The organism is Kitasatospora sp. NPDC001309 (genome assembly GCF_042896295.1).
Taxonomy (GTDB): Bacteria; Actinomycetota; Actinomycetes; order Streptomycetales; family Streptomycetaceae; genus Kitasatospora.
In genome coordinates this window covers 56,573-77,254 of the sequence record NZ_JBIAXC010000038.1, presented here as the reverse complement: position 1 = coordinate 77,254, position 20,682 = coordinate 56,573, and the positions used below count along the sequence as shown (strand labels likewise).

At 75.2% G+C, this 20,682-nt stretch carries 8 protein-coding genes; 7 read left to right on the top strand and 1 reads right to left on the bottom strand.

What is annotated here, in order from left to right; genetic code table 11:
• Positions 1-181: 181 nt before the first annotated feature.
• Positions 182-1,279 (top strand): ATP-binding cassette domain-containing protein, encoded by a 1,098-nt coding sequence (locus tag ACFY2K_RS31445; RefSeq protein WP_387716081.1) that lies wholly within the window; start codon positions 182-184, stop codon positions 1,277-1,279.
• Entirely contained in the window at positions 1,276-2,094 is an 819-nt protein-coding gene (locus ACFY2K_RS31440; RefSeq protein WP_380525583.1) for an ABC transporter permease, read from the top strand. The genes ACFY2K_RS31445 and ACFY2K_RS31440 overlap by 4 nt, the downstream gene beginning before the upstream one ends.
• Before the next feature lie 89 nt (positions 2,095-2,183).
• Here ACFY2K_RS31440 and ACFY2K_RS31435 read toward each other — a convergent pair whose 3' ends face one another.
• Positions 2,184-3,113 (bottom strand): LuxR family transcriptional regulator, encoded by a 930-nt coding sequence (locus ACFY2K_RS31435; RefSeq protein WP_375895648.1) that lies wholly within the window; start codon positions 3,111-3,113, stop codon positions 2,184-2,186.
• Between the two features lie 236 nt (positions 3,114-3,349).
• Here ACFY2K_RS31435 and ACFY2K_RS31430 point away from each other — a divergent pair, with 236 nt between their 5' ends.
• The 5 genes from ACFY2K_RS31430 to ACFY2K_RS31410 all read left to right on the top strand — a co-directional run bounded on the left by ACFY2K_RS31430 (position 3,350) and on the right by ACFY2K_RS31410 (position 20,626).
• Positions 3,350-3,652: a hypothetical protein gene (locus ACFY2K_RS31430; protein WP_375895646.1), complete on the top strand. Its 303-nt coding sequence runs from the start codon at positions 3,350-3,352 to the stop codon at positions 3,650-3,652.
• A 253-nt stretch (positions 3,653-3,905) separates the two neighbouring features.
• Complete coding sequence (locus tag ACFY2K_RS31425) at positions 3,906-4,217, top strand: hypothetical protein (protein ID WP_387716067.1); 312 nt, start codon at positions 3,906-3,908, stop codon at positions 4,215-4,217.
• 247 nt (positions 4,218-4,464) lie between these two features.
• Positions 4,465-5,469: a 2,3-diaminopropionate biosynthesis protein SbnA gene (sbnA, locus tag ACFY2K_RS31420; RefSeq protein ID WP_380525585.1), complete on the top strand. Its 1,005-nt coding sequence runs from the start codon at positions 4,465-4,467 to the stop codon at positions 5,467-5,469.
• The gene (locus ACFY2K_RS31415) at positions 5,466-13,328 is read left to right on the top strand and encodes an amino acid adenylation domain-containing protein (RefSeq protein WP_387716064.1); all 7,863 of its coding nucleotides are present in this window, start codon (positions 5,466-5,468) and stop codon (positions 13,326-13,328) included. Before sbnA ends, ACFY2K_RS31415 begins: the two co-directional genes overlap by 4 nt.
• Entirely contained in the window at positions 13,325-20,626 is a 7,302-nt protein-coding gene (locus ACFY2K_RS31410) for an amino acid adenylation domain-containing protein (protein WP_387716062.1), read from the top strand. Before ACFY2K_RS31415 ends, ACFY2K_RS31410 begins: the two co-directional genes overlap by 4 nt.
• Positions 20,627-20,682 lie beyond the last annotated feature (56 nt).

Genomic DNA, 20,682 nt, shown 5'->3' with positions numbered 1-20,682 from the left:
GATTCGGGAAAGTCGGCCGGCCGCCCCGAGCGACCGACCGGTCGTCGAGTGCGCGAGTACCCGACCGGGCCCGCGGGCCGACCCGAACGATTCCACCGAATTTCACGATTCCGCGCCGGAATGTGCTCCGGCGTCTGCTTTCCGAACGATCCACAGACCTCCGTGGAAGGGGGAATGAATGATGGACACCGCAATCAGGGCGACCGGACTCGGCAAGAGATACGGCGATCACCACGCGCTCAAGGGCGTGGACCTCGAGGTCGCGGCCGGCACCGTGCTCGGCCTGCTGGGCCCCAACGGCGCCGGCAAGACCACCACCGTCCGACTGCTCGCGACCCTGCTCGAACCGGACCAGGGGCGGGCCGAGGTGGCCGGCTTCGACGTCGTGCGCCAGCAGCGCCAGGTGCGCCGGCGGATCGGCCTGGCCGGTCAGTACGCCGCCGTCGACGGGCTGCTCACCGGTCGCGAGAACCTCGAACTCCTGGGCCGGCTCCTGCACCTGGGGCGCAAGGGCGCCCGGGAGCGGGCGGCCGAGCTGCTCGCCCGGTTCGAGCTGGAGGACGCCGCCGAGAAGCCGGCCCAGACCTACTCCGGCGGCATGCGCCGCCGGCTGGACCTGGCCGCCGCGCTGATCGGCCGGCCCGAGGTGCTGTTCCTGGACGAGCCGACCACCGGGCTGGACCCGGCGAGCCGGCTGGTGCTCTGGGAGATGGTCCGCGAACAGGTCGCCCAGGGGGTGACCGTGCTGCTCACCACCCAGTACCTGGAGGAGGCCGACTTCCTGGCCGACCGGATCCTGGTCATCGACACCGGCACGGTGATCGCCGAGGGCACCCCGGACGAGCTCAAGCGCAAGGTCGGCGAGGAGTGGCTGGAGGTGGGCGTCGGCACCGACGCGGCCATCGCCCAGGCCCTGGCCGTGCTCGCCCCGGTGGCCGCCGCCCAACCCGAGGTGGACCGCACCGGGCGCCGGATCACCGTCCAACTGGCCGACGGCATCGGCACCATCGCCGCCGCCGCGGTCGCCCTGGAGACGGCCCGGGTGCCGGTGACGGACTTCGCGCTGCGCCGTCCCTCGCTGGACGACGTGTTCTTCCACCTGACCGGGCGCGGCACCCAGATCGGCCGGGCCCCCGAGGAGGGCGCACCCGCGCTCGCACCGGGCGCACCGCAGCCGCGGACCGGGCAGGGCGAAGGGCCCGGGCAGGGCGAAGAGGCCGAGCAGGGCGAACGGGAACCGGTGGCGGCCGCCGCCGGACGGACGGGAGACGAGCAGTGAGCGACATCGGCGCCTCGGCCGGCCTCGGCACGGCCATCGGAGACACCGCCGCGCTGATCGGCCGCCACCTGCGGCACCTGCGGCGCACTCCGGAGAAGATCATCGCGATCACCCTGACCCCGGTGACCATGGTGGTCGTGCTCGGCTACCTGTTCGCCAGCGTGGTGACCGTGACCGGCTCCGGCGAGTACCACGACTACGTGATGGCCGGGGTGTTCGCCCAGGTCGGCCTGACCTGCGTCGGCGTCGCCGCGCTGGGCGTGGCCACCGACCTGCGCACCGGGCTGATCGACCGCTTCCGCTCGCTGCCGATGGGCCGCTCCGCCGTGCTGGTCAGCCACACCGCGGCCGACCTGCTGACCGCCGCGGCCGCCACCTTCGCCGTCACCCTGGCCGGCCTGGGCGTCGGCTGGCGGATCCACAAGGACGTCGGCTCGGCGGCCCTGGGCTTCGTCCTGGTGCTGGCCTTCGCCTACGCGATGCTCTGGCTGGGCGCGCTGGTCGGCATGCTGATGCGCAACGCCGAGGCGATCAACGGCATCTCGGCGCTGTTCCTGGTCGTGCTGTCGTTCCTGTCCAACTCGTTCATGCCGCTGTCCGGGCTGCCCGCCTGGCTGCGCGCGGTGGCCGAGTGGAACCCGGTCAGCCTGGTGGCCGCGGCCTGCCGGGAGCTGTGGGGCAACGCCCCGTCGGTGGTCGGCAGCAGCCTGCCGGACCGGCACCCGGTGCTGCTCGCGGTGATCGTGGTGGCGGCCCTGATCGCGGTGCTGATCCCGGTCAACCTGCGGGTCTACCGCACCGCGGTGACGCGTTGACGCACCACCCGGCCGGCCGGTTCGCACGGGACGGCAGTCGTCCCGTGCGAACCGGCCGGCCGCGTCCGCGCGCCGCCGGGCAGCTGCCCTCAGTCGCCCTCGCGCGGCGGCGCGCCGCCCTGGAGCAGGCCGCGCTCGCCGGCGATCACCCCGGCCTGGAAGCGGCTGCGGCCGCCGAGCCAGGCCATCAGTTCCGCGGTGATCCGGCGCGAGGTGCGCACCGAGACGCCGAGCTTGCGGGCCACCACCTCGTCGGTGTGGCCCTGGGCGAGCAGGCTGAGCACGGCCATCGCCTGCGGGTTGAGGCCCTCGGCCCCCTTGGCCGGGGCCTTCCCGTACGGGGCGGCGTTCTCCCAGACGTACTCGAACAGCGCGCAGAGCGCGGAGACCAGTCCCGGACCGGACAGCACCAGGGCCCCCACGCTGGTGTCGTCCGGATCGGTCGGGACGACCGCGACCTTGCGGTCGAAGATCACCAGGCGCATCGGCAGCGACGGCGCTATCCGCACCCGGGCGCCCCGCTCGGTGAGCCACTCCAGGTGGGCGATGGTGCCGCCGTCGTTGGCGGCGCTCTCCAGGTAGATGCTGCGCATCTGCACGCCCCGGTCGAAGACCTCCTGGTCGGCGACCTGGCCGGCTCTTCGGGCGGCCGGCGACTGTCCGCCGCCGGTCGCGAAGCCCATGATCTCGCTGGCGCAGGAGTGCGAGAGCTCCTCCAGTCGGAGCCGGATCTGGTCGACGCCCTCCAACTGCTCGACGCCCAGGCCCCGTTCGCCCTTGCGGCTCTCGGCGTACTGGGCGACCAGCTTGGCCGCCTCCAGCCGGCTGTGCGCTATCTGGCGCTGCCGCTCGGCGAGTTCGACCTCCTGGCGGCCGATCAGCATGGCCAGGCTGACCTCGGGGTTGACCAGGAGGAGGTGTCCGGGCTCCAGCTCGGAGTGCCTGATCAGGGTGAGCCGGGCCAGTCCGTCCAGGGCGTCCCGGACCCGTTGTTCGGGCCAGTCGAGGTCCTGTGCCACTCCTGGGATTCCGAGTTCAGGCCTGGCCAGCACCGTCCGGTACACGGCCTCGGCGTCGGGATCCAGTCCTAACACTGACAGCACCGCCTGCCCCCCCGATATTGCGAACCTGATGACGCCACGTCATTGCCGGATCTCGGGGGCATGCTACGACACCCTGCCCACAACCACCCACCGTTCGGGCCCAGGCCCTTTCCTGCGGACTTCGAGCGGGTCCACCCACGAGAGGATTTGACATGTATATCACTGTCGGACGTCTGGTTCGGGGTATCGTCGAACCGGAACAGGTCACGCCCGACAAACTCGTCGAACTGCTCCGGAACGCCGCCGAGCCGGCCGACGGACTGGAGCACGTTTACGTCGAGATCGACCCCCTCGGTGCCGATCTGGTCTTCTTTCTCGGCCCTCCGAAATCCGGAGAGTCGGATTCCGCCGCTCACCGGATCACCCGCCGTTGCCTGCGGGACGCGCCTGAACTGCGCGGATGGCGGCTGGCGACCGAATTCAGCGACGACCGGCTGCCGTTGTTGGAGGAGTGACCCGCGGGGCGGGCGCTCTGCAGGGTGCTGCCAGGGCAGGACCCTGACATGGAGAACTGTGGCACGGAACGTGTGTGCGAGACAGACTTGGTCATGCCGAAGGGGGCCGGAACCCCCTCCCGCAGGATTCGAGAGCCGGTCCCGCGCGGTCATTCACCGCGGGAATTGAACCAGGCACAGCACTCATCCGTTTCGTCTGTCTCGCCGCCGCCGATTTAACGGCCCGCGGCTCCATTGCCACCGGGGGTTCACCATGAGCAGCATCACCCTTGTCGCCGCCCGCACCGCCGCCGTCCTCGGCCTGCTGGTCGCCGGCGCCGCCCTCACCGCGCCGGTCGCCGGCGCCGCCACCTCGGTGGCCGCCCCGGTCGCCAAGGGCGCCGGCTCCGTGCACGGCGACGACATCATCTGGGACGGCCCGGCCGCCAAGGCCGCCCCGGTCCACGTGACCACCGCCTCCGCCTCCGTGCACGGCGACGACATCATCTGGGACTCCCCGGTCGCCCACGCCCCGGTCGCCAAGGGCACCGGCTCCGTGCACGGCGACGACATCATCTGGGACTGACCTCCCGGCGGTCCGGCACGGGGACCGGGCCCAGCAGCACACCCATCCGCCCACGCCGTTCCCGCCGCCGCCGATTCCACGGCCCGCGGCTCCATCGCCACCGGGGGTTCACCATGACCAGCACCACCGCCACCACCGCCCGCACCGCCACCGGCCCGGCCGGCCCGGGCACCGGCTCCGCGCACGGCGACGACATCATCTGGGACTGACGTCCCGTCACTCTCCTGACACCGAAGGGGAACGGGCGATGCCCATCATCAGAACGCCGCAGGAGTTCAACGAGGACGAACTCTTCGTCGACCTCCGGGCGATGTTCGACTACCCGCTGTACCTCAAGTGCGAGGGCTTCAACTTCGCCGGCTCCGTCAAGCTCAAGGCGGCCCTCAGCATGGTCGACGCGGCCGAACGGGACGGCCGGCTGAACCGGGACTCCGTCCTGGTGGAGTCCTCCTCGGGGAACCTGGGGATGGCACTGAGCATGATCGCCTCCGTCCGGGGCTACCAGTTCATCTGCGTCGTCGACCCACGGACGAACCTGTCCACCCGTCAGCTCATCGAAACACTCGGCGGCAAAGTCCACATGATCACCGAGCCGTCGCCGGAGACCGGCTTCCTCGGTGCCCGACTGGACTTCGTCCGCGAGCTGTGCGCCTCCTCGCCGCGGTACGTCTGGCTCAACCAGCACGCCAACCCGGACAACTGGCGCGCCCACTACCGCACCACCGCGCCCTCGATCCACCGCCAGTTCCCGGACCTGGACCTGCTGTTCATCGGCGCCGGGACCACCGGAACGCTGATGGGCTGCGCCCGCTACTTCAAGGAGCACCGGCCGGACACCCGGATCGTCGCGGTGGACAGCGTCGGCTCGGTCACCTTCGGCGGCGAGCCCGGCCCGCGGATGCTCCCCGGCCTGGGCGCCGGCGTCCGGCCGGCCCTGCTGGACGAGAGCTTCGTCGACGACGTGGTGCACGTGCCCGAACTGGACACCGTCCGCACCTGCCACCGACTGGCCCGCGGCGGCTTCCTGTTCGGCGGCTCCACCGGGACGGTGGTCAGCGGAGCGGCCGCCTGGCTGGCGGAGCACCGCCTCGGCCAGGACGTGGTCGCCGTCGCCGTCTCGCCGGACCTGGGCGACCGATACCTCGACACCATTTACCAGAGCGCCTGGGTGCGCGACATCTACGGGGCCGACGCGCTTGACGCCGTCGACCGCCTCACGCCGCCCAACGCCATTGCCACGGGGGTAAGATGACGATGCGTCATGCCGCGCCATTTTCCGATTTTCCTGAACCGGGGCGGCCCGGAGAACTGCCGCTGTCCGACGCCCAGCGCGAGATGTGGTTCGCCCAGCAGCTCGACCCGGGCAACCCGGTGTTCACCATGGCGGACCTCCTGGAGCTGACCGGCCCGCTGGACCACGAGCGGCTGCGGGCCGCCTGGCAGCGCGTGCTGAACCGCACCGAGTGCCTGCGGGTGCGCTTCGCCGAGCGCGACGGCCTGCCGGTGCAGATCGTCGAACCGCCCAGGGAGCGCCCCCTCCCGGTGCTCGACCTGACCGGCGAGGCCGACCCGCTCGCGGCTGCCGAAACGTTTCTGGAGTCCGAGGGACACCGTCCGTCCACCCTCGGCCCCGACGCCTTCGCCGCCACCCTCGTCCTGATCGGCCCCGAACTGGCCTGGCTGTACGTCCGGGCCAACCACATCCTGGTCGACGGGTTCAGCCGCGCCCTGGTCTACCGCCGCCTCGCCGCCGAGTACGACCTGCCCGACGCCGAACCCGCCCTCGACCCGACCCTCGCCGAACTGCTCGCCGAGGAGCGCGACTACCTCGCCTCCCCCGCCCACCAGCGCGACCGCGCCTACTGGACCGAGCGGCTGGCCGACGGCATCGAACCCACCGTGCTCTCCGGCCACCTCGGCTCGCCCGCCCGCGACACCCTGCGCAGCACCGGCCTGATCCCCGCCGCCACCGTCACCAGGCTGCAGGACACCGCCTGGGCCGAGCGGGTCACCTGGCAGACCCTGCTGATCGGCGCCACCGCCGGCTGCCTCGCCCAACTCTGCGGCACCGACCGGGTCGTGCTCACCCTCCCGGTCGCCGCCCGCACCACCCCGCTCGCCCAGTCCGTCCCCGGCATGCGCGCCAACTTCCTGCCGCTGCCGCTCACCGCCCACCCCGCGCTCGGCCGCGACGGCCTGCTCACCCAGGTCGCCACGGCTCTGCGCGGCACGCTGCGCCACCAGCGCCACCGGCACGACGCGATCCGCCGCGAGCTCGGACTCACCGGCGACGCCGGCCGCACCTTCGGCCCCACCGTCAACGTGCTGCAGACCGGTGGCGAGTTCGCCCTCGGCGACTGCCGCGCCCTGGTCCGCAACCTGTCCACCGGCCCCGTCCCGGACCTCCAGATCCTGTTCCTGGACAGCGGCGAGGACGGCTGCGAGCTGCGCGTCGACGGTGACGCCGACCGCTACCCCCAGGAGCGCCTCGACCTCTTCCGGGACGCCCTGCTCGGGTACCTGGAGGCGTTCGCCACCGTCTCCACCGCGCTGCCGGTCGGCCGGATCACCGCGCTGCCCGCCGCCGAGCGCGAGCGCGTCCTGGTCGAGTGGAACAGCTACCGGCAGCAGCCCGAGGTGTTCACCGACGTGCTGCCCCGGATCCGCGCCCTCGCCCAGGCCCGTCCCGGCGCCGTCGCCGTCCAGGACGACGCCGGCCGGCTCGACTACGCCGAGCTGGTCGCCCGGGCCAGCGCCCTCTCCCGCCGGCTGCTCGCCGCCGGGGCCGGACCGGACCGGCTGGTGGCGATCGCCGCCGCCCCCGGCACCGGCTTCGTCACCGCCGTCCTCGGCGTGCTCGGCGCCGGCGCGGCCTGGCTCCCGCTGGACGTCCAGGCCCCGGCCGCCCGAGGCGCGGCGCTGGTCGAGGCCGCGGGCGCCACCGTCCTGCTGCACGGCGAGGACCAGCGGCCGTACGCCGACACCCTGCTCGGCGCCCTGCCGCAGCGCCCCGCCGTCCTCGCCCTCGACGACGCCCGGGACGCGGACCTGCTGGCACCCGCCGGCGGCCCCGCCGAACTGGCCTACGTCATCTACACCTCGGGCTCCACCGGCCGCCCCAAGGGCGCCATGGTGCACCGCGACGGCATGGTCAACCACCTGCTCGCCAAGCACGCCGACCTGGAGCTGTCCGAGGCCGACACCGTGGTGCACAACGCCCCGGTCACCTTCGACATCTCGGTCTGGCAGATGCTCAGCCCGCTGGTCGCCGGCGGCCGGCTGCGGGTGGTCTCCCGCGAGCTCGCCGCCGACCCCGGCGCCCTGTTCGCGCTCGCCGACGCCGAGGGCGTCACCGTCCTGGAGGTCGTCCCCTCCCTGCTGCGCGCCGCCCTGGACTCCTGGGAGGCCGGCGCCCCGCTGCCCGCGCTGTCCGCGCTGCGCCGGCTGGTGGTCACCGGCGAGGCGATGCCCGCCGACCTGGCCCGCCGCTGGTTCGCGCTGCGTCCCGGCATCCCGCTGGTCAACGCCTTCGGGCCGACCGAGTGCTCGGACGACGTCACCCACGCCCTGATCGGCTCCCCCGCGGAGCTGGACTCGGTGCGCGCCCCGATCGGCCGCCCGGTCCGCGACACCCGGCTCTACGTGCTCGGCGACTCGCTCCAGCCCGTCCCGGCCGGCCAGCCCGGCGAACTGTACGTGGGCGGGCGCGGCGTCGGCCGCGGCTACCTGAACGACCCCCGGCGCACCGCCGGGGCCTTCGTCGCCGACCCGTACGCGGCCGCGCCCGGCTCCCGGATGTACCGCACCGGCGACCGGGTGGTGCACCGCGGCGACGGCCAGCTGGAGTTCCTGGAGCGGGTCGACCACCAGGTCAAGATCCGCGGCCACCGGATCGAGCCCGGCGAGGTCGAGGCCGCGCTGCGCGCCGTCCCCGGCGTCGCCGACGCGGTGGTCACCGTCGCCCGTGACCCCTCCGGCGGCACCCGGCTGGTCGCCCACCTGACCGGCGGCGCCGACCCGGCCGCCGTCCGCGCCGAACTCGCCCGGGTGCTGCCCGACTACATGGTCCCGGCGGCGCTGGTGCCGCTGGCGGCGCTGCCGCTGACCCCCAACGGCAAGGTGGACCGCAAGGCCCTGCCCGTCCCGGACTTCGGGGCGCTGCGCGGCGAGCGGCGGGCCCCGGCCACCGAGCGCGAGGCGCTGCTGTGCGCGCTGTTCGCCGAGGTGCTGGAGCTGGACGGGGTCGGCGCCGACGAGGACTTCTTCGCGCTCGGCGGGCACTCGCTGCTGGCCGGCCGGGTGGTCACCGGGCTGCGTGCCCGGCTCGGCGTCGAACTGCCGATCCGCACCCTGTTCGAGGCGCCCACCCCGGCCGCCCTGGCCCTCGCCCTGGACGGCGCCGCGCCGGCCCGGGAGGAGCTCACCGCCGGCCCCCGGCCGGAGCGGATCCCGCTCTCCCCCGGGCAGCAACGGCTCTGGTTCCTCAGCCAGTTGGACGCGGCCGGCGCCACCTACCACCTGTCCCACGCGGTCCGGCTGACCGGCCCGCTGGAGCGGGCGGCGCTCGCCGAGGCCCTGGCCGACGTGGTCGCCCGGCACGAGAGCCTGCGCACCGTCTTCCCCGCCGAGGACGGACGCCCGCACCAGCTGGTGCTGCCGGTCGGCGAGGCCTGCCCCGAGCTGCCCGTGGTGCCGTTCACCGGCCGCCCGGCCGAGGAGCTGGACGCCGAACTGGCCGCCCGGGCCGGCGCGCCCTTCGACCTGGCCGTCGAACCGCCGCTGCGCGCGGTGCTGTTCGAGACCGGCGTCCAGGAGCACGTGCTGCTGCTGGTGCAGCACCACATCGCGGCCGACGGCTGGTCGGTGCGCCCGCTGGTCGAGGGCCTGCAGACCGCCTACCGCGCCCGGCTGGCCGGGCGTACCCCGGCCTGGGCCGAACTGCCCGTCCAGTACGCGGACTACACCCTCTGGCAGCGCCGCCTGCTCGGCGAGCAGGACGACCCGACGAGCCTGATGAACCGTCAGCTCGACTACTGGGCAAACCAGTTGGCCGAGCTCCCGGAGGAGCTGGCGCTGCCGGCGGATTTCCCGCGGCCGGCCGTACCCAGCTACCGGGGCGCCACCGTGCCGCTGCGGCTGGACGCCGGGGCGCACCGCGCCCTGGCCGAGCTGGCCCGGTCCACCGGCGCCAGCCCGTTCATGGTGGTGCAGGCGGCCCTGGCCGTCCTGCTCGGCAAGCTCGGCGCCGGCACCGACATCCCGCTCGGCACCCCGGTCGCCGGACGCACCGACGACGCCCTGGACGACCTGGTCGGCTTCTTCGTCAACACCCTGGTGCTGCGCACCGACCTGTCCGGCGACCCGACCTTCCGGGAGCTGGTCGGCCGGGCCCGGGAGACCGTGCTGGCCGCCCTGGCCCACCAGGACGTGCCCTTCGAGAAGCTGGTCGACCGGCTCGGCGCCGGGCGCTCGCTGGCCCGCCAGCCGCTCTTCCAGGTGATGCTCGCCTTCCAGAACAACGCCGGGGCCCGCCCCGAGCTGCCCGGGATCACCGCCGAGGTCAGCCCGGTCGGCAACGGCACCGCCAAGTTCGACCTGGCCTTCGAGCTGGTCGAGCGGCACGGCGCCGCCGGCGAGCCGGACGGCCTCACCGGCACCCTGGAGTACAGCACCGACCTGTTCACCGAGCGGACGGCCCGGGGCCTGGCGGACCGCCTGACCCACCTGCTCGGCCTGCTGGCCGGCGCGCCCGACCGGCCGCTGAGCGGCGTGGACGCCCTGCTGCCCGAGGAGCGCGAGCGGCTGCTCGGCTCCTGGAGCGGGGCCGCCGCCCCGACCACCGTCGGCGCGGTCCAGCTCCCGGCGCTGTTCCAGGAGCGGGCGCACCGCGCGCCCGCCCGGCCCGCGCTGCGCTGGTTCGAGGACGGCGCCGTGCGCGCCGAGGTCGGCTACGGGGAGCTCAACGAGCGCGCCAACCGGCTCGCCCACCACCTGATCGCCCTGGGCGCGGGCCCCGGACGGATCGTCGCCCTGGCGCTGCCGCGCACGGTCGACGCGGTCGTCGCGGTGCTCGCGGTCCTCAAGACGGGCGCGGCCTACCTGCCGGTCGACCCGGCGTACCCGCGCGAGCGGATCGCCTACCTGCTGACCGACTCCGCCCCGCTGGCCGTCATCGGCCACGGCTCGGTGGCCGGACGGCTGCCGGAGCGGCAGGACGCACCGCTGCTGCTGCTGGACGACCCGGCGACCGCCGCCGCGATCGCCGCCGCCCCCGCGCACGACCCGACGGACGCCGAACGGACCACCCCGCTGGGGCCGGACCACCCGGCGTACGTGATCTACACCTCGGGCTCCACCGGCCGCCCCAAGGGCGTGCTGGTGCCGCACCGGGCGGTGGCCGCGCTGGCCGCCGAGCACGACCGCTTCGGCGTCGGCGAGGGCACCCGGCTGCTCCAGTTCGCCTCGTTCAGCTTCGACGCCGCGGCCTGGGAGCTGCTCACCGCGCTGCTGAACGGCGCCGTCCTGGTGCTGGCCGCGGAGGCCGACCGGGCGCCCGGCGAGCCGCTCGCCGAGCTGGTCAGGGTGGCCGGCATCGAGGTGGTCTGCCTGCCGCCGACGGTGCTCGCCGCCTGGCCCGCCCGGCTGCCGATGCCCGAGGGGCTGACCCTGATCACGGCCGGCGAGGCCTGCCCGCCCGAGCTGGTCGAGCGCTGGTCCGCGGGCCGGCGGATGCTCAACGCGTACGGCCCGACCGAGACCACGGTCTGCGCCACCGTCAGCGAGCCGCTGGCCGGCGCGGTCAAGCCGCCGATCGGCCGACCGCTGGCCGGCGCCCGGGTGTACGTGCTGGACGAGGCCCTGCGGCCGGTCCCGCCGGGCGTGATCGGCGAGCTGTACGTGGCCGGCGCCGGGGTGGCCCTGGGCTACCTGCACCGGCCCGAGCTCACCGCCCAGCGCTTCACCGCCGACCCGTACGCCGGCGCGTACGGCGACCCGAACGACCGGATGTACCGCACCGGGGACCTGGTCCGCTGGACGGCCGACGGCCAGCTGGACTACGTCGGCCGGGTCGACGAGCAGGTCAAGCTGCGCGGCTTCCGGATCGAGCTCGGCGAGATCGAGACCGCGCTGCTCGCGCGGCCCGGCGTCGAGCAGGCCGCCGCGATCGTCCGCGAGGACCGCCCCGGCGACAAGCGGCTGGTCGCCTACGTGACCCCGGCCGGCCTGCCGGTCGGCGAGCTGCGGGCCGCGCTCGCCGCGGAACTGCCCGACTACCTGGTGCCCTCCGCGTTCGTCCCGCTGGAGACCCTGCCGCTGACCGGCAACGGCAAGCTGGACCGCCGGGCACTGCCCGCGCCCGACTACGCCTCCGCCTCCACCGGCCGGGCCCCGGCCGGCGCCCGGGAGGCCGCGTTCTGCGCGGTCTTCGCCGAGGTGCTCGGACTGCCCGAGGTCGGCGCCGACGACGGGTTCTTCGACCTGGGCGGCGACAGCATCGTCTCCATCCAGCTGGTCAGCCGGGCCCGCGCGGCCGGGCTGGTGGTCACCGCGCAGGACGTCTTCACCCACCGGACCCCGGCGGCGCTGGCCGTGGTGGCCCGCGACGGCGAGGGCCCGGAGGCGGTCGCCACGGTCGGCACCGAGGACGGCGTCGGCCCGCTGGGCCAGCTGCCGATCGGGCACTGGCTGCGCGAACTCGGCGGACCGGTGGACGGCTTCCACCAGGCCGTGCTGGTCCGCACCCCGGCCGACGCCACCCGGGAGTCGCTCACCGCGGCCCTCCAGGCCCTGCTGGACCACCACGACGGGCTGCGGATGCGGCTGCTGCCGGACTGGTCGCTGCTGATCGGCGAGCCCGGCACGGTCGACGCGGGCACGCTGCTGTCCGTCCTGGACGGCCCGGCCGCCGACTGGCCCGCCGAGGCGGTCGCCAACCGCGAGCGGCTGGCACCGTACGAGGGCGGGATGGTCCGGGCGCTCTGGCACCCGGCCGGCGGCGAGCTGCTGCTCACCCTGCACCACCTGGTGGTCGACGGGGTGTCCTGGCGGGTGCTGCTGCCCGACCTGGCCCGCGCCCACGCGGCCGTACGGGCCGGCGAGCCGGTCCGGCTGCAGCCGGTCGGCACCTCGCTGCGGCACTGGTCCGCGCTGCTGGAGCGGACCGCGGGCACGCCCGAGCTGCGCGCCCAACTCGACTGGTGGCGCGCCGAGTCGGCCGGCGGGCAGGCCCCGCTCGGCCACCGGGCCGCCGACCCGGCGGTGGACACCGTCGCCACCGCCCGGACGCTGCACCGCGTCCTGGACACCGACACCACGGCGGCGCTGCTCACCGAGGTCACCGGGGCGTTCCACGCCGAGGTGAACGACGTGCTGCTGACCGCCCTGGCACTGGCCGTCGCCGACTGGCGGCGGCGCACCGGACGGCCCGAGGGCGCCGTCCCGGTGGAGCTGGAAGGCCACGGGCGCGAGGAGTTCGCCCCCGGCGTGGACCTGTCCCGCACGGTCGGCTGGTTCACCACCGCCTACCCGCTGCGGCTCGACCCGGGCCCGGTGGACCTGGCGGAGGCGCTGGCCGGCGGTCCGGCCGCCGGACACAGCCTCAAGCTGGTCAAGGAGCACCTGCGGATGGTGCCCGGACACGGGCTCGGCTGGGGCCTGCTGCGGTACCTGGCCGAGCACGGCCCGGACGGAGCGGGCACCGCGGAGCTGTCCGGCGCCGCCCGGCCGCAGCTCGGCTTCAACTACCTGGGCCGGCTGCCCGCGCCCACCGACGAGGACTGGTCGCTGACCGAGCGGTCCGCCGCACTGGCCGCCGGGTCCGACCCGGGGATGCCGCTGCCGCACGTCCTGGACGTCAACGCGGTGACCGAGGACGGCGCGGACGGACCGCGGCTGAACGCCCGCTGGACCTGGGCCGGCCGGGCCCTGGCGCAGGCCGACGCCGAGGCCGTGGCCGACGGCTGGTTCACCGCCCTGCGGGCCCTGGTGCGACACACCCGGGAACCCGGCGCGGGCGGCTGGACGCCGTCCGACCTCGACCTGGTGGCACTCAGCCAGGACGAGATCGACGAATTCGAGGACGAGATGGACGACTGGGGGGACGAGCTGTGACCACGGCCTCGGCCGAGCCCCGCACCGGGCGACGCCCCGGACGGAGCTCCAATCTGAGCGACATCCTGCCGGTGGCACCGCTGCAGGAAGGACTGATGTTCCACGCGCAGTACCACCGCGAGGAACTCGACGTCTACACCGTGCAGTTGGTGCTGGACCTGGCCGGCGACCTGGACCCGGCCCGGCTGCGCGGGGCGGTCACCGCCCTGCTGGAGCGGCACCCCAACCTGCGGGCCGCGTTCCGCTACCGCAAGAACGGCGACCCGGTCCAGGTCGTACCGCGCGAGGTCGCGCTGGACTGGCGCGAGGTCGACCTGCGCGGCCTGCCGTCCTCGGCCCCGCCCCGAGCGGAAGGGCGCGCCGGTGCCGAGAGCGACGAGCGACGGGCGACCGACGGAGGAGGGAGTGCCGGAGCGAGGAGTGTCGGCACCGGGTCCGAGCGCCCGGAGGCGAGCGGGCGAGCAACAGCCGAGGAGCTCGCCGAAGCCGACCGGCTGCGCCCCTTCGACCTGGCCCGCCCGCCGCTGCTGCGGTTCAGCCTGCTGCGGCTGGGCGAGCGCGAGCACCGGCTGGTGCTGACCTCCCACCAGATCCTGTTCGACGGCTGGTCCATGCCGGTCGTGGTGCGCGAACTGTTCGCCTGCTACGCCGACGGCGGCGTCTCGCTGCCCCGCCCCGCCCCGTACAAGTCCTACCTGGCCCACCTGGCCCGGCAGGACCGGGCGGCGGCCGAGGCGGCCTGGACGGCCGCGCTGGAGGGCTTCACCGAGCCCACCCGGCTGTCCGGCACGGCCGCCGCCGAACCCGGCCGGCCCGGCATGCCCGGCGAGCACGCCGTCGAGCTGGACGCGCCGGAGTTCGCCGCGCTCACCGGCTGGGCCCGCACCCGCGGGCTGACCGTCAACACCGTGGTGCAGGGCGCCTGGGCGACCGTGCTGGGCACCCTCACCGGGCTGCGCGACATCGTCTTCGGCGGCACCGTCTCCGGCCGCCCGCCGGAGCTGCCCGGCGTCGAGGGCATGGTCGGCCTGTTCATCAACACCCTGCCGGTCCGGGTCGACCTCGACCCGGCGCAGAGCTTCACCGAGCTGCTGTCCGCGCTCCAGGACCGCCAGTCGCTGCTGCTCCCGCACCAGCACCTCGGCCTCGACACCATCCAGCGCAACGCCGGGGTCGGCGACCTCTTCGACAGCGTGCTGGTCTTCGAGAACTACCCGCTCGACCCGCAGGCGCTGGCCGGCGAGGTCGCCGGACTGCGGCTGACCGGCCTCCGGGCCGGCGACGCCAACCACTACCCGCTCAGCCTGATGGCCCTGCCCGGCGAGCGGCTGCGCCTCCAGATCGGCTACGACACCGCCCGGTTCACCCCGGCCGAGGCCGCCCTCGTCGCCGAGCGGCTGCTGCACGTGCTGCGCACCGCCCAGGCCGAGCCGGACCGCCCGCTCGGGCGGCTGGACCTGCTGCTGCCCGGCGAGCGCGCCCGGCTCGCCGTCCCCGCCCCGGAGCCGGCCGAGACCGACCCGTGGACGGACGTGGTGGCACGGGTGCAGCGGTTCGCCCGGACCCGCCCGGACGCCGTCGCCGTCGCCGACGGCACCGAGCGGCTCGGCTACCGCGAACTGGCCACCCGGGCCGGCGCCGTGTCCCGGGCCCTGGCCCGGGCGGGCGCCGCGACCGGACCGGTCGGGGTGCTGGCCCCGCCCGGCTGCGGCTTCGTCACCGCCGTCCTCGGCGTGCTCGGCGCGGGCGCGGCCTGGCTGCCGCTGGACGTCGCCGCGCCGGTCGCGCGCGCCGCCGTGCTGGCCGCCGAGGCCCGGATCGGCGCCCTGCTGGTCGGCCCCGACGAGCACGCCGCGGCCGCCGAACTGCTGGCCGCGGCCGGCCTGGACGTCCCGGTGCTGGACATCACGGCCCTCGCCACCGGCACCGGGACCGCCAAGCGGCTGCCCGCCCCGCGCGGGGCCGGCGACGACCTGGCGTACGTCATCTTCACCTCGGGCTCCACCGGCCGCCCCAAGGGCGCCATGGTGCACCGGGCGGGCATGGTCAACCACCTGCTCGCCAAGGTCGCCGACCTGGAGCTGGACGGGGACACCGTGCTGGTCCACAACGCCCCGGTCACCTTCGACATCTCGGTCTGGCAGATGCTCGCCGCGCTGGTCGTCGGCGGGCGGCTGCGGGTCACCGGCCGCGACCTCGCCGCCGACCCGCAGGCCCTGTTCGGCCTGGTCGCCCCCGAGGGCGTCACCGTGCTGGAGGTCGTCCCCTCGCTGCTGCGCACCGCCCTGGACAGCTGGGACGACGGCGCCGAGCCGCCCGTCCTGGACGGGCTGCGCAAGCTGGTCGTCACCGGCGAGGCGCTGCCCGCCGACCTGGCGCACCGCTGGTTCGCCCGTTACCCGGCGATCCCGCTGGTCAACGCGTACGGGCCGACCGAGTGCTCGGACGACGTCACCCACGCCGTGATCGGCTCCCCGGCCGAGCTGGACTCGGTGCGCGCCCCGATCGGCCGCGCCGTGCGCGGCACCGGACTGTACGTCCTGGACGACGCCCTGCGCCCGGTCCCGGACGGCGTCCCCGGCGAGCTGTACGTGGGCGGGCGCGGCGTCGGCCGCGGCTACCTCGACCAGCCCGGCCGCACCGCCGCGGTGTTCGTCGCCGACCCGTTCAGCCCGCTGCCGGGCGCCCGGATGTACCGCACCGGCGACCGGGTGATCCGGCGGCCGGACGGCCAGCTGGAGTTCCTGGAGCGGGTCGACCACCAGGTCAAGATCCGCGGCCACCGGATCGAGCCCGGCGAGGTCGAGGCCGCGCTGCGCTCGATCGAGCAGGTCGGCGACGCCGTGGTGGTGGTCCGCCGCGGCGGGGCCGGCGACGCCCGGCTGGTCGGCTACCTGACCGGCCCGGTCGACCCGGCCCGCTGCCGGGCCGCGGCCGCCGCGCTGCTGCCCGAGTACATGGTGCCCTCCGCCCTGGTGGTGCTGGACGCCCTGCCGCTGACCCCCAACGGCAAGGTGGACCGCAAGGCGCTGCCCGAGGTCGACCTCACCGCCGCGACCGGCCGCGGCCCGCGCACCCCGCAGGAGGAGGTGCTCTGCGCCGCCTTCGCCGAGGTGCTCGACCGGCCCGCGGTCGGCATCGACGAGGACTTCTTCCAGCTCGGCGGCCACTCGCTGCTGGCCACCCGGCTGGTCAGCCGGGTGCGTACGCTGCTCGGCGCCGAACTGGCGCTGCGCACCGTCTTCGAGGCGCCCACCGTGGCCGCCCTGGCCGGCCGGCTCACCCAGGACGCCGTCCGTCCCGCGCTGACCGCCGGGGCCCGACCTGACCGGCTGCCGCTGTCGTACGCCCAGCAGCGGCTCTGGTTCCTGGACCGGCTGGAGGGCCCCTCCGCCACCTACAACCTGCCGTGGACGCTGCGGCTGCGCGGCCCGCTGGACCGCGCCGCGCTGGCCGCCGCGCTGACCGACGTGGTCGGCCGGCACGAGAGCCTGCGCACCGTCTTCCCGGACCGCGACGGCCTGCCGTACCAGCTGGTCCTCCCGGTCGAGCGGGCCGCCGTCGAGCTGCCCGTCCGCGAGCTGCCCCTCGGCGACCGGTCCGAGGCCGAACTCACCAAGGCAGCAGCGGAGTTCGCCACCGGAACCTTCGACCTGGCGCACCGGCCGCCGATCCGGGCCACCCTGCTCGCGGCCGGCCCCGAGGACCACCTGCTGGTCGTGGTGATCCACCACATCGCCGGGGACGGCTGGTCCAACGGGCCGCTCGCCCGCGACCTCTCCACCGCCTACGCCGCCCGGCTGGCCGGCCGCGCGCCCGCCTGGACGCCGCTGCCGGTGCAGTACGCCGACTACGCGCTCTGGCAGCGCGAACTGCTCGGCGCGGAGGACGACGAGGAGTCCCTCCTCACCCGCCAGACCACCTATTGGAAGGAGCAGTTGGCCGGGCTGCCGGAGGAGCTCCAGCTGCCGGTGGAGAGCGCCCGCCGGGTCACCGCCGGCTACCGCGGCGCCGCCGTCCGCTTCGCCGTCCCCGCCGCACTGCACCACCGGGCCCTCGCCCTGGCCCGGCAGAGCGGGGCGAGCCTGTTCATGGTGCTCCAGGCCGCGCTGGCCACGCTGTACGGCAAGCTCGGCGCGGGCGAGGACATCCCGCTCGGCACCCCGATCGCGGGCCGCACCGACGACGCCCTGGACGACCTGGTCGGCATGTTCGTCAACACCCTGGTGCTGCGCACCGACCTGTCCGGCGACCCGACCTTCCGCGAGCTGCTGGACCGGGTGAAGGCCGTCGACCTGGCCGCCTACGCCCACCAGGACCTGCCGTTCGAGAAGCTGGTCGACGCCCTCGGCCCCGAGCGCGCCCACGGCCGCAACCCGCTGTTCCAGACCCTGCTGGCCCTGCACAACAACGCCGCCGCCCGGCTGGAGCTGCCCGGCGTCACCGCCGAGGCGGGCGCGGCCGAGCTCGGCGTGGCCCGGCTCGACCTCTGCTTCGAACTCGCGGAGCTCAGCGGCCCGGACGGCCCCGGCGGCCTGGAAGGGCGGCTGGAGTACAGCACCGACCTGTTCGGCGCGGCCGGCGCCCAGCGGCTGGCCGACCGGCTGGTGCACCTGCTGGGCGTGCTGGTCGACCGGCCGGACAAGCCGATCGGCACCGCCCCGGTGCTGCTGCCCGGCGAGCGGGAGGAGCTGCTCGCCCTCGGCGACGGCGCCGCCGCCCGCGGCGACGGCCAGCCGCTGGCCGCCCTGCTGGAGGCCACCGCGGACGCCCACCCGGACGCGGTCGCGCTCGAATTCGCCGGCCTGGAGCTCGACTTCGCCGAGCTGCACCGGCGGGCCAACCGGCTCGCCCGCACCCTGGTCGCCCAGGGCGCGGAGCCGGACCGGCTGGTGGCGATCGCGCTGCCGCGCTCGGTCGACCTGGTGGTCGCCGCGCTCGCGACGGTCAAGAGCGGCGCCGTCTACCTGCCGATCGACCCCTCCTACCCGGCCGACCGGATCGCCGGGATGCTCAAGGACGCCCAGCCGGTGCTGACCCTCAGCACCGCCGCGGTGGCCGCCGCCGTCCCCGGCCTGGAGGCCGGCCGGCTGCTGCTGCTGGACGACCCGGCCACCCGCGCCCGGGTCGACGAGCAGCCCTCCGAGCACCTGCGCCCGGCCGAACTGGCCGGCCCGGTACGGCCCGAGCACGGCGGGTACGTCATCTACACCTCGGGCTCCACCGGCCGCCCCAAGGGCGTCGTGGTGCCGCGCGGCGCCCTGGTCAACCACCTGCTGGACCTCACCGAACGGGTCGCCCTGACCCCCGGACGGACCCTGCTGGCGGTCACCACCTTCGGGTTCGACATCGCCAACCTGGAACTGTTCGGCCCGCTGCTCGGCGGCGCCCGGCTGGTGCTCGCCCCGCACGACACCGTCCGCGACCCGGAGCTGCTCGCCGACCTCGCCCTGGCCACCGGGGCGGACGTCATGCAGGCCACCCCGACGCTGTGGCACGCCCTGGTCACCGCCCGGCCCGAATCGCTCGCCCGGGTGCACGTGCTCACCGGCGGCGAGGCCCTCAGCCCGGCCCTGGCCGCCGCGCTGACCGGCGCCGCGGCGAAGGTCAGCAACCTGTACGGCCCGACCGAGACCACGATCTACTCGCTCGGCGTCGACCTGCCGCCCGACCACACCGGCACCCCGCCGATCGGCCGCGCGCTGGCCGGCAACCAGGCCCGGCTGCTGGACGCCGCGCTGCGCCCGGTACCACCGGGGGTGGTCGGCGAGCTGTACCTGGCCGGCACCGGCCTCGCCCGCGGCTACCTGGACCGCCCCGGCCTGACCGCCGAACGCTTCACCGCCGACCCGTACGGCCCGCCCGGCTCCCGGATGTACCGCACCGGGGACCTCGCCCGCTGGCGGCCGGACGGCTCGCTCGACTACCTCGGCCGGGTCGACCACCAGGTGAAGATCCGCGGCTTCCGGATCGAACTCGGCGAGATCGAAGCCGTGCTGACGGACCATCCGCTGGTCGAACGGGCCTCGGTGACCGACCGGGAGGACCCGCCCGGTGTCCGCCGGCTGGTCGCCCACGTGGTGCCGGCCGGCCCGGAACGGCCCGAACCGGCGGCGCTACGGGCCCACTTGGCCGCCGTGCTGCCGGAGTACATGCTCCCGGCCGCCTACGTCCAGCTGGACGCCCTGCCGCTCACCCCGAACGGCAAGGTGGACCGCAAGGCGCTGCCCGCGCCCGCGGCCGACGACCGGGCGGTGGCCCGCTCGGACGGCCGCGCGCCCGACGGACCGGTCGAACGCGCCCTCGCCCGGGTCTTCGCCGAGGTGCTCGGCCTGGACCGGGTCGGGGCCGAGGACGGCTTCTTCGAGCTGGGCGGCGACAGCCTGAAATCGATCCAACTGGTCAGCCGCGCCCGCGCGGCCGGGCTCTCGCTCACCCCCGCCGACGTCTTCGCCCACCGCACCGTGGCCGGCCTGGCCCTGGTGACCGGCACGGCCGACGGCACCGGTGCGCCCGAGGACCCGTTCGCGCCCGTCCTGGCCGTCCGGCCGACCGGCGGCAGCCGTCCGCTGTTCTGCGTGCACGGCGCGGTCGGGCTCGGCTGGCCTTTCCTGACGCTCGCCGCGGAAATTGACACGGACATTCCCGTGTACGCTTTCCAGACCGGTGGGGTACGCTCCCCGGAAAAGACCCCGGAGTCCGTCCGGGAAATCGCCGGAAAATATCTCGGCGAAATGCTGGAAATCCAGCCGGTGGGGCCCTATCGTATTCTCGGCTGGTCGTTCGGAGGGCTCGTCGCCCACGAGATCGCGGTCCAGCTGCAGGCCCGCGGCGAGCAGGTCGAACTGCTCGCCGACCTGGACGGCTACCCCGGGACCGGCGCGCCGGCCGAGGAGCTGCCGGACGACCGGGCCGTCCTCGCCGAACTGCTCGAACGGGCCGGCCTCCCCGGCGACGGCCCGCTCGACCCCGGCACCGCACGCCGGCGCCTGGCCGAGGCCGGCAACGCGCTCGCGGAGCTGGACGAGACCGAGCTGGTCCGACTGCTCGGGGTGATCCGCACCCACAGCGCACTGGGCGAGGCCCACCGCCCCGGCCGCTTCCAGGGGGACCTCCTCCTGTTCGCGGCCACCCGGGGCCGGGCCCCGGGCGACCCGGACGAGGAGTCCTGGCAGGCCCACGTGACCGGCCGGATCCTCCGGCACCCGGTCGACAGCGACCACGACTCGATGCTCGAACCGGCGCCGGCCGAATCCATCGGAAAAACCCTCTCCGCCGTCCTCCGCAAGGAATCCTGAAACACCGCACCGAAATACCGGTGGCCGCCCCGGAAATTCCATCCCGGGGGCACTGC

Coding starts and splice junctions, on each gene's coding strand:
- ACFY2K_RS31425 (WP_387716067.1), top strand. CDS start 3,906: ATGAGCAGCATCACCCTTGTCGCCGCCCGCACCGCCGCCGTCCTCGGC.
- ACFY2K_RS31430 (WP_375895646.1), top strand. CDS start 3,350: ATGTATATCACTGTCGGACGTCTGGTTCGGGGTATCGTCGAACCGGAA.
- ACFY2K_RS31415 (WP_387716064.1), top strand. CDS start 5,466: ATGACGATGCGTCATGCCGCGCCATTTTCCGATTTTCCTGAACCGGGG.
- ACFY2K_RS31445 (WP_387716081.1), top strand. CDS start 182: ATGGACACCGCAATCAGGGCGACCGGACTCGGCAAGAGATACGGCGAT.
- sbnA (WP_380525585.1), top strand. CDS start 4,465: ATGCCCATCATCAGAACGCCGCAGGAGTTCAACGAGGACGAACTCTTC.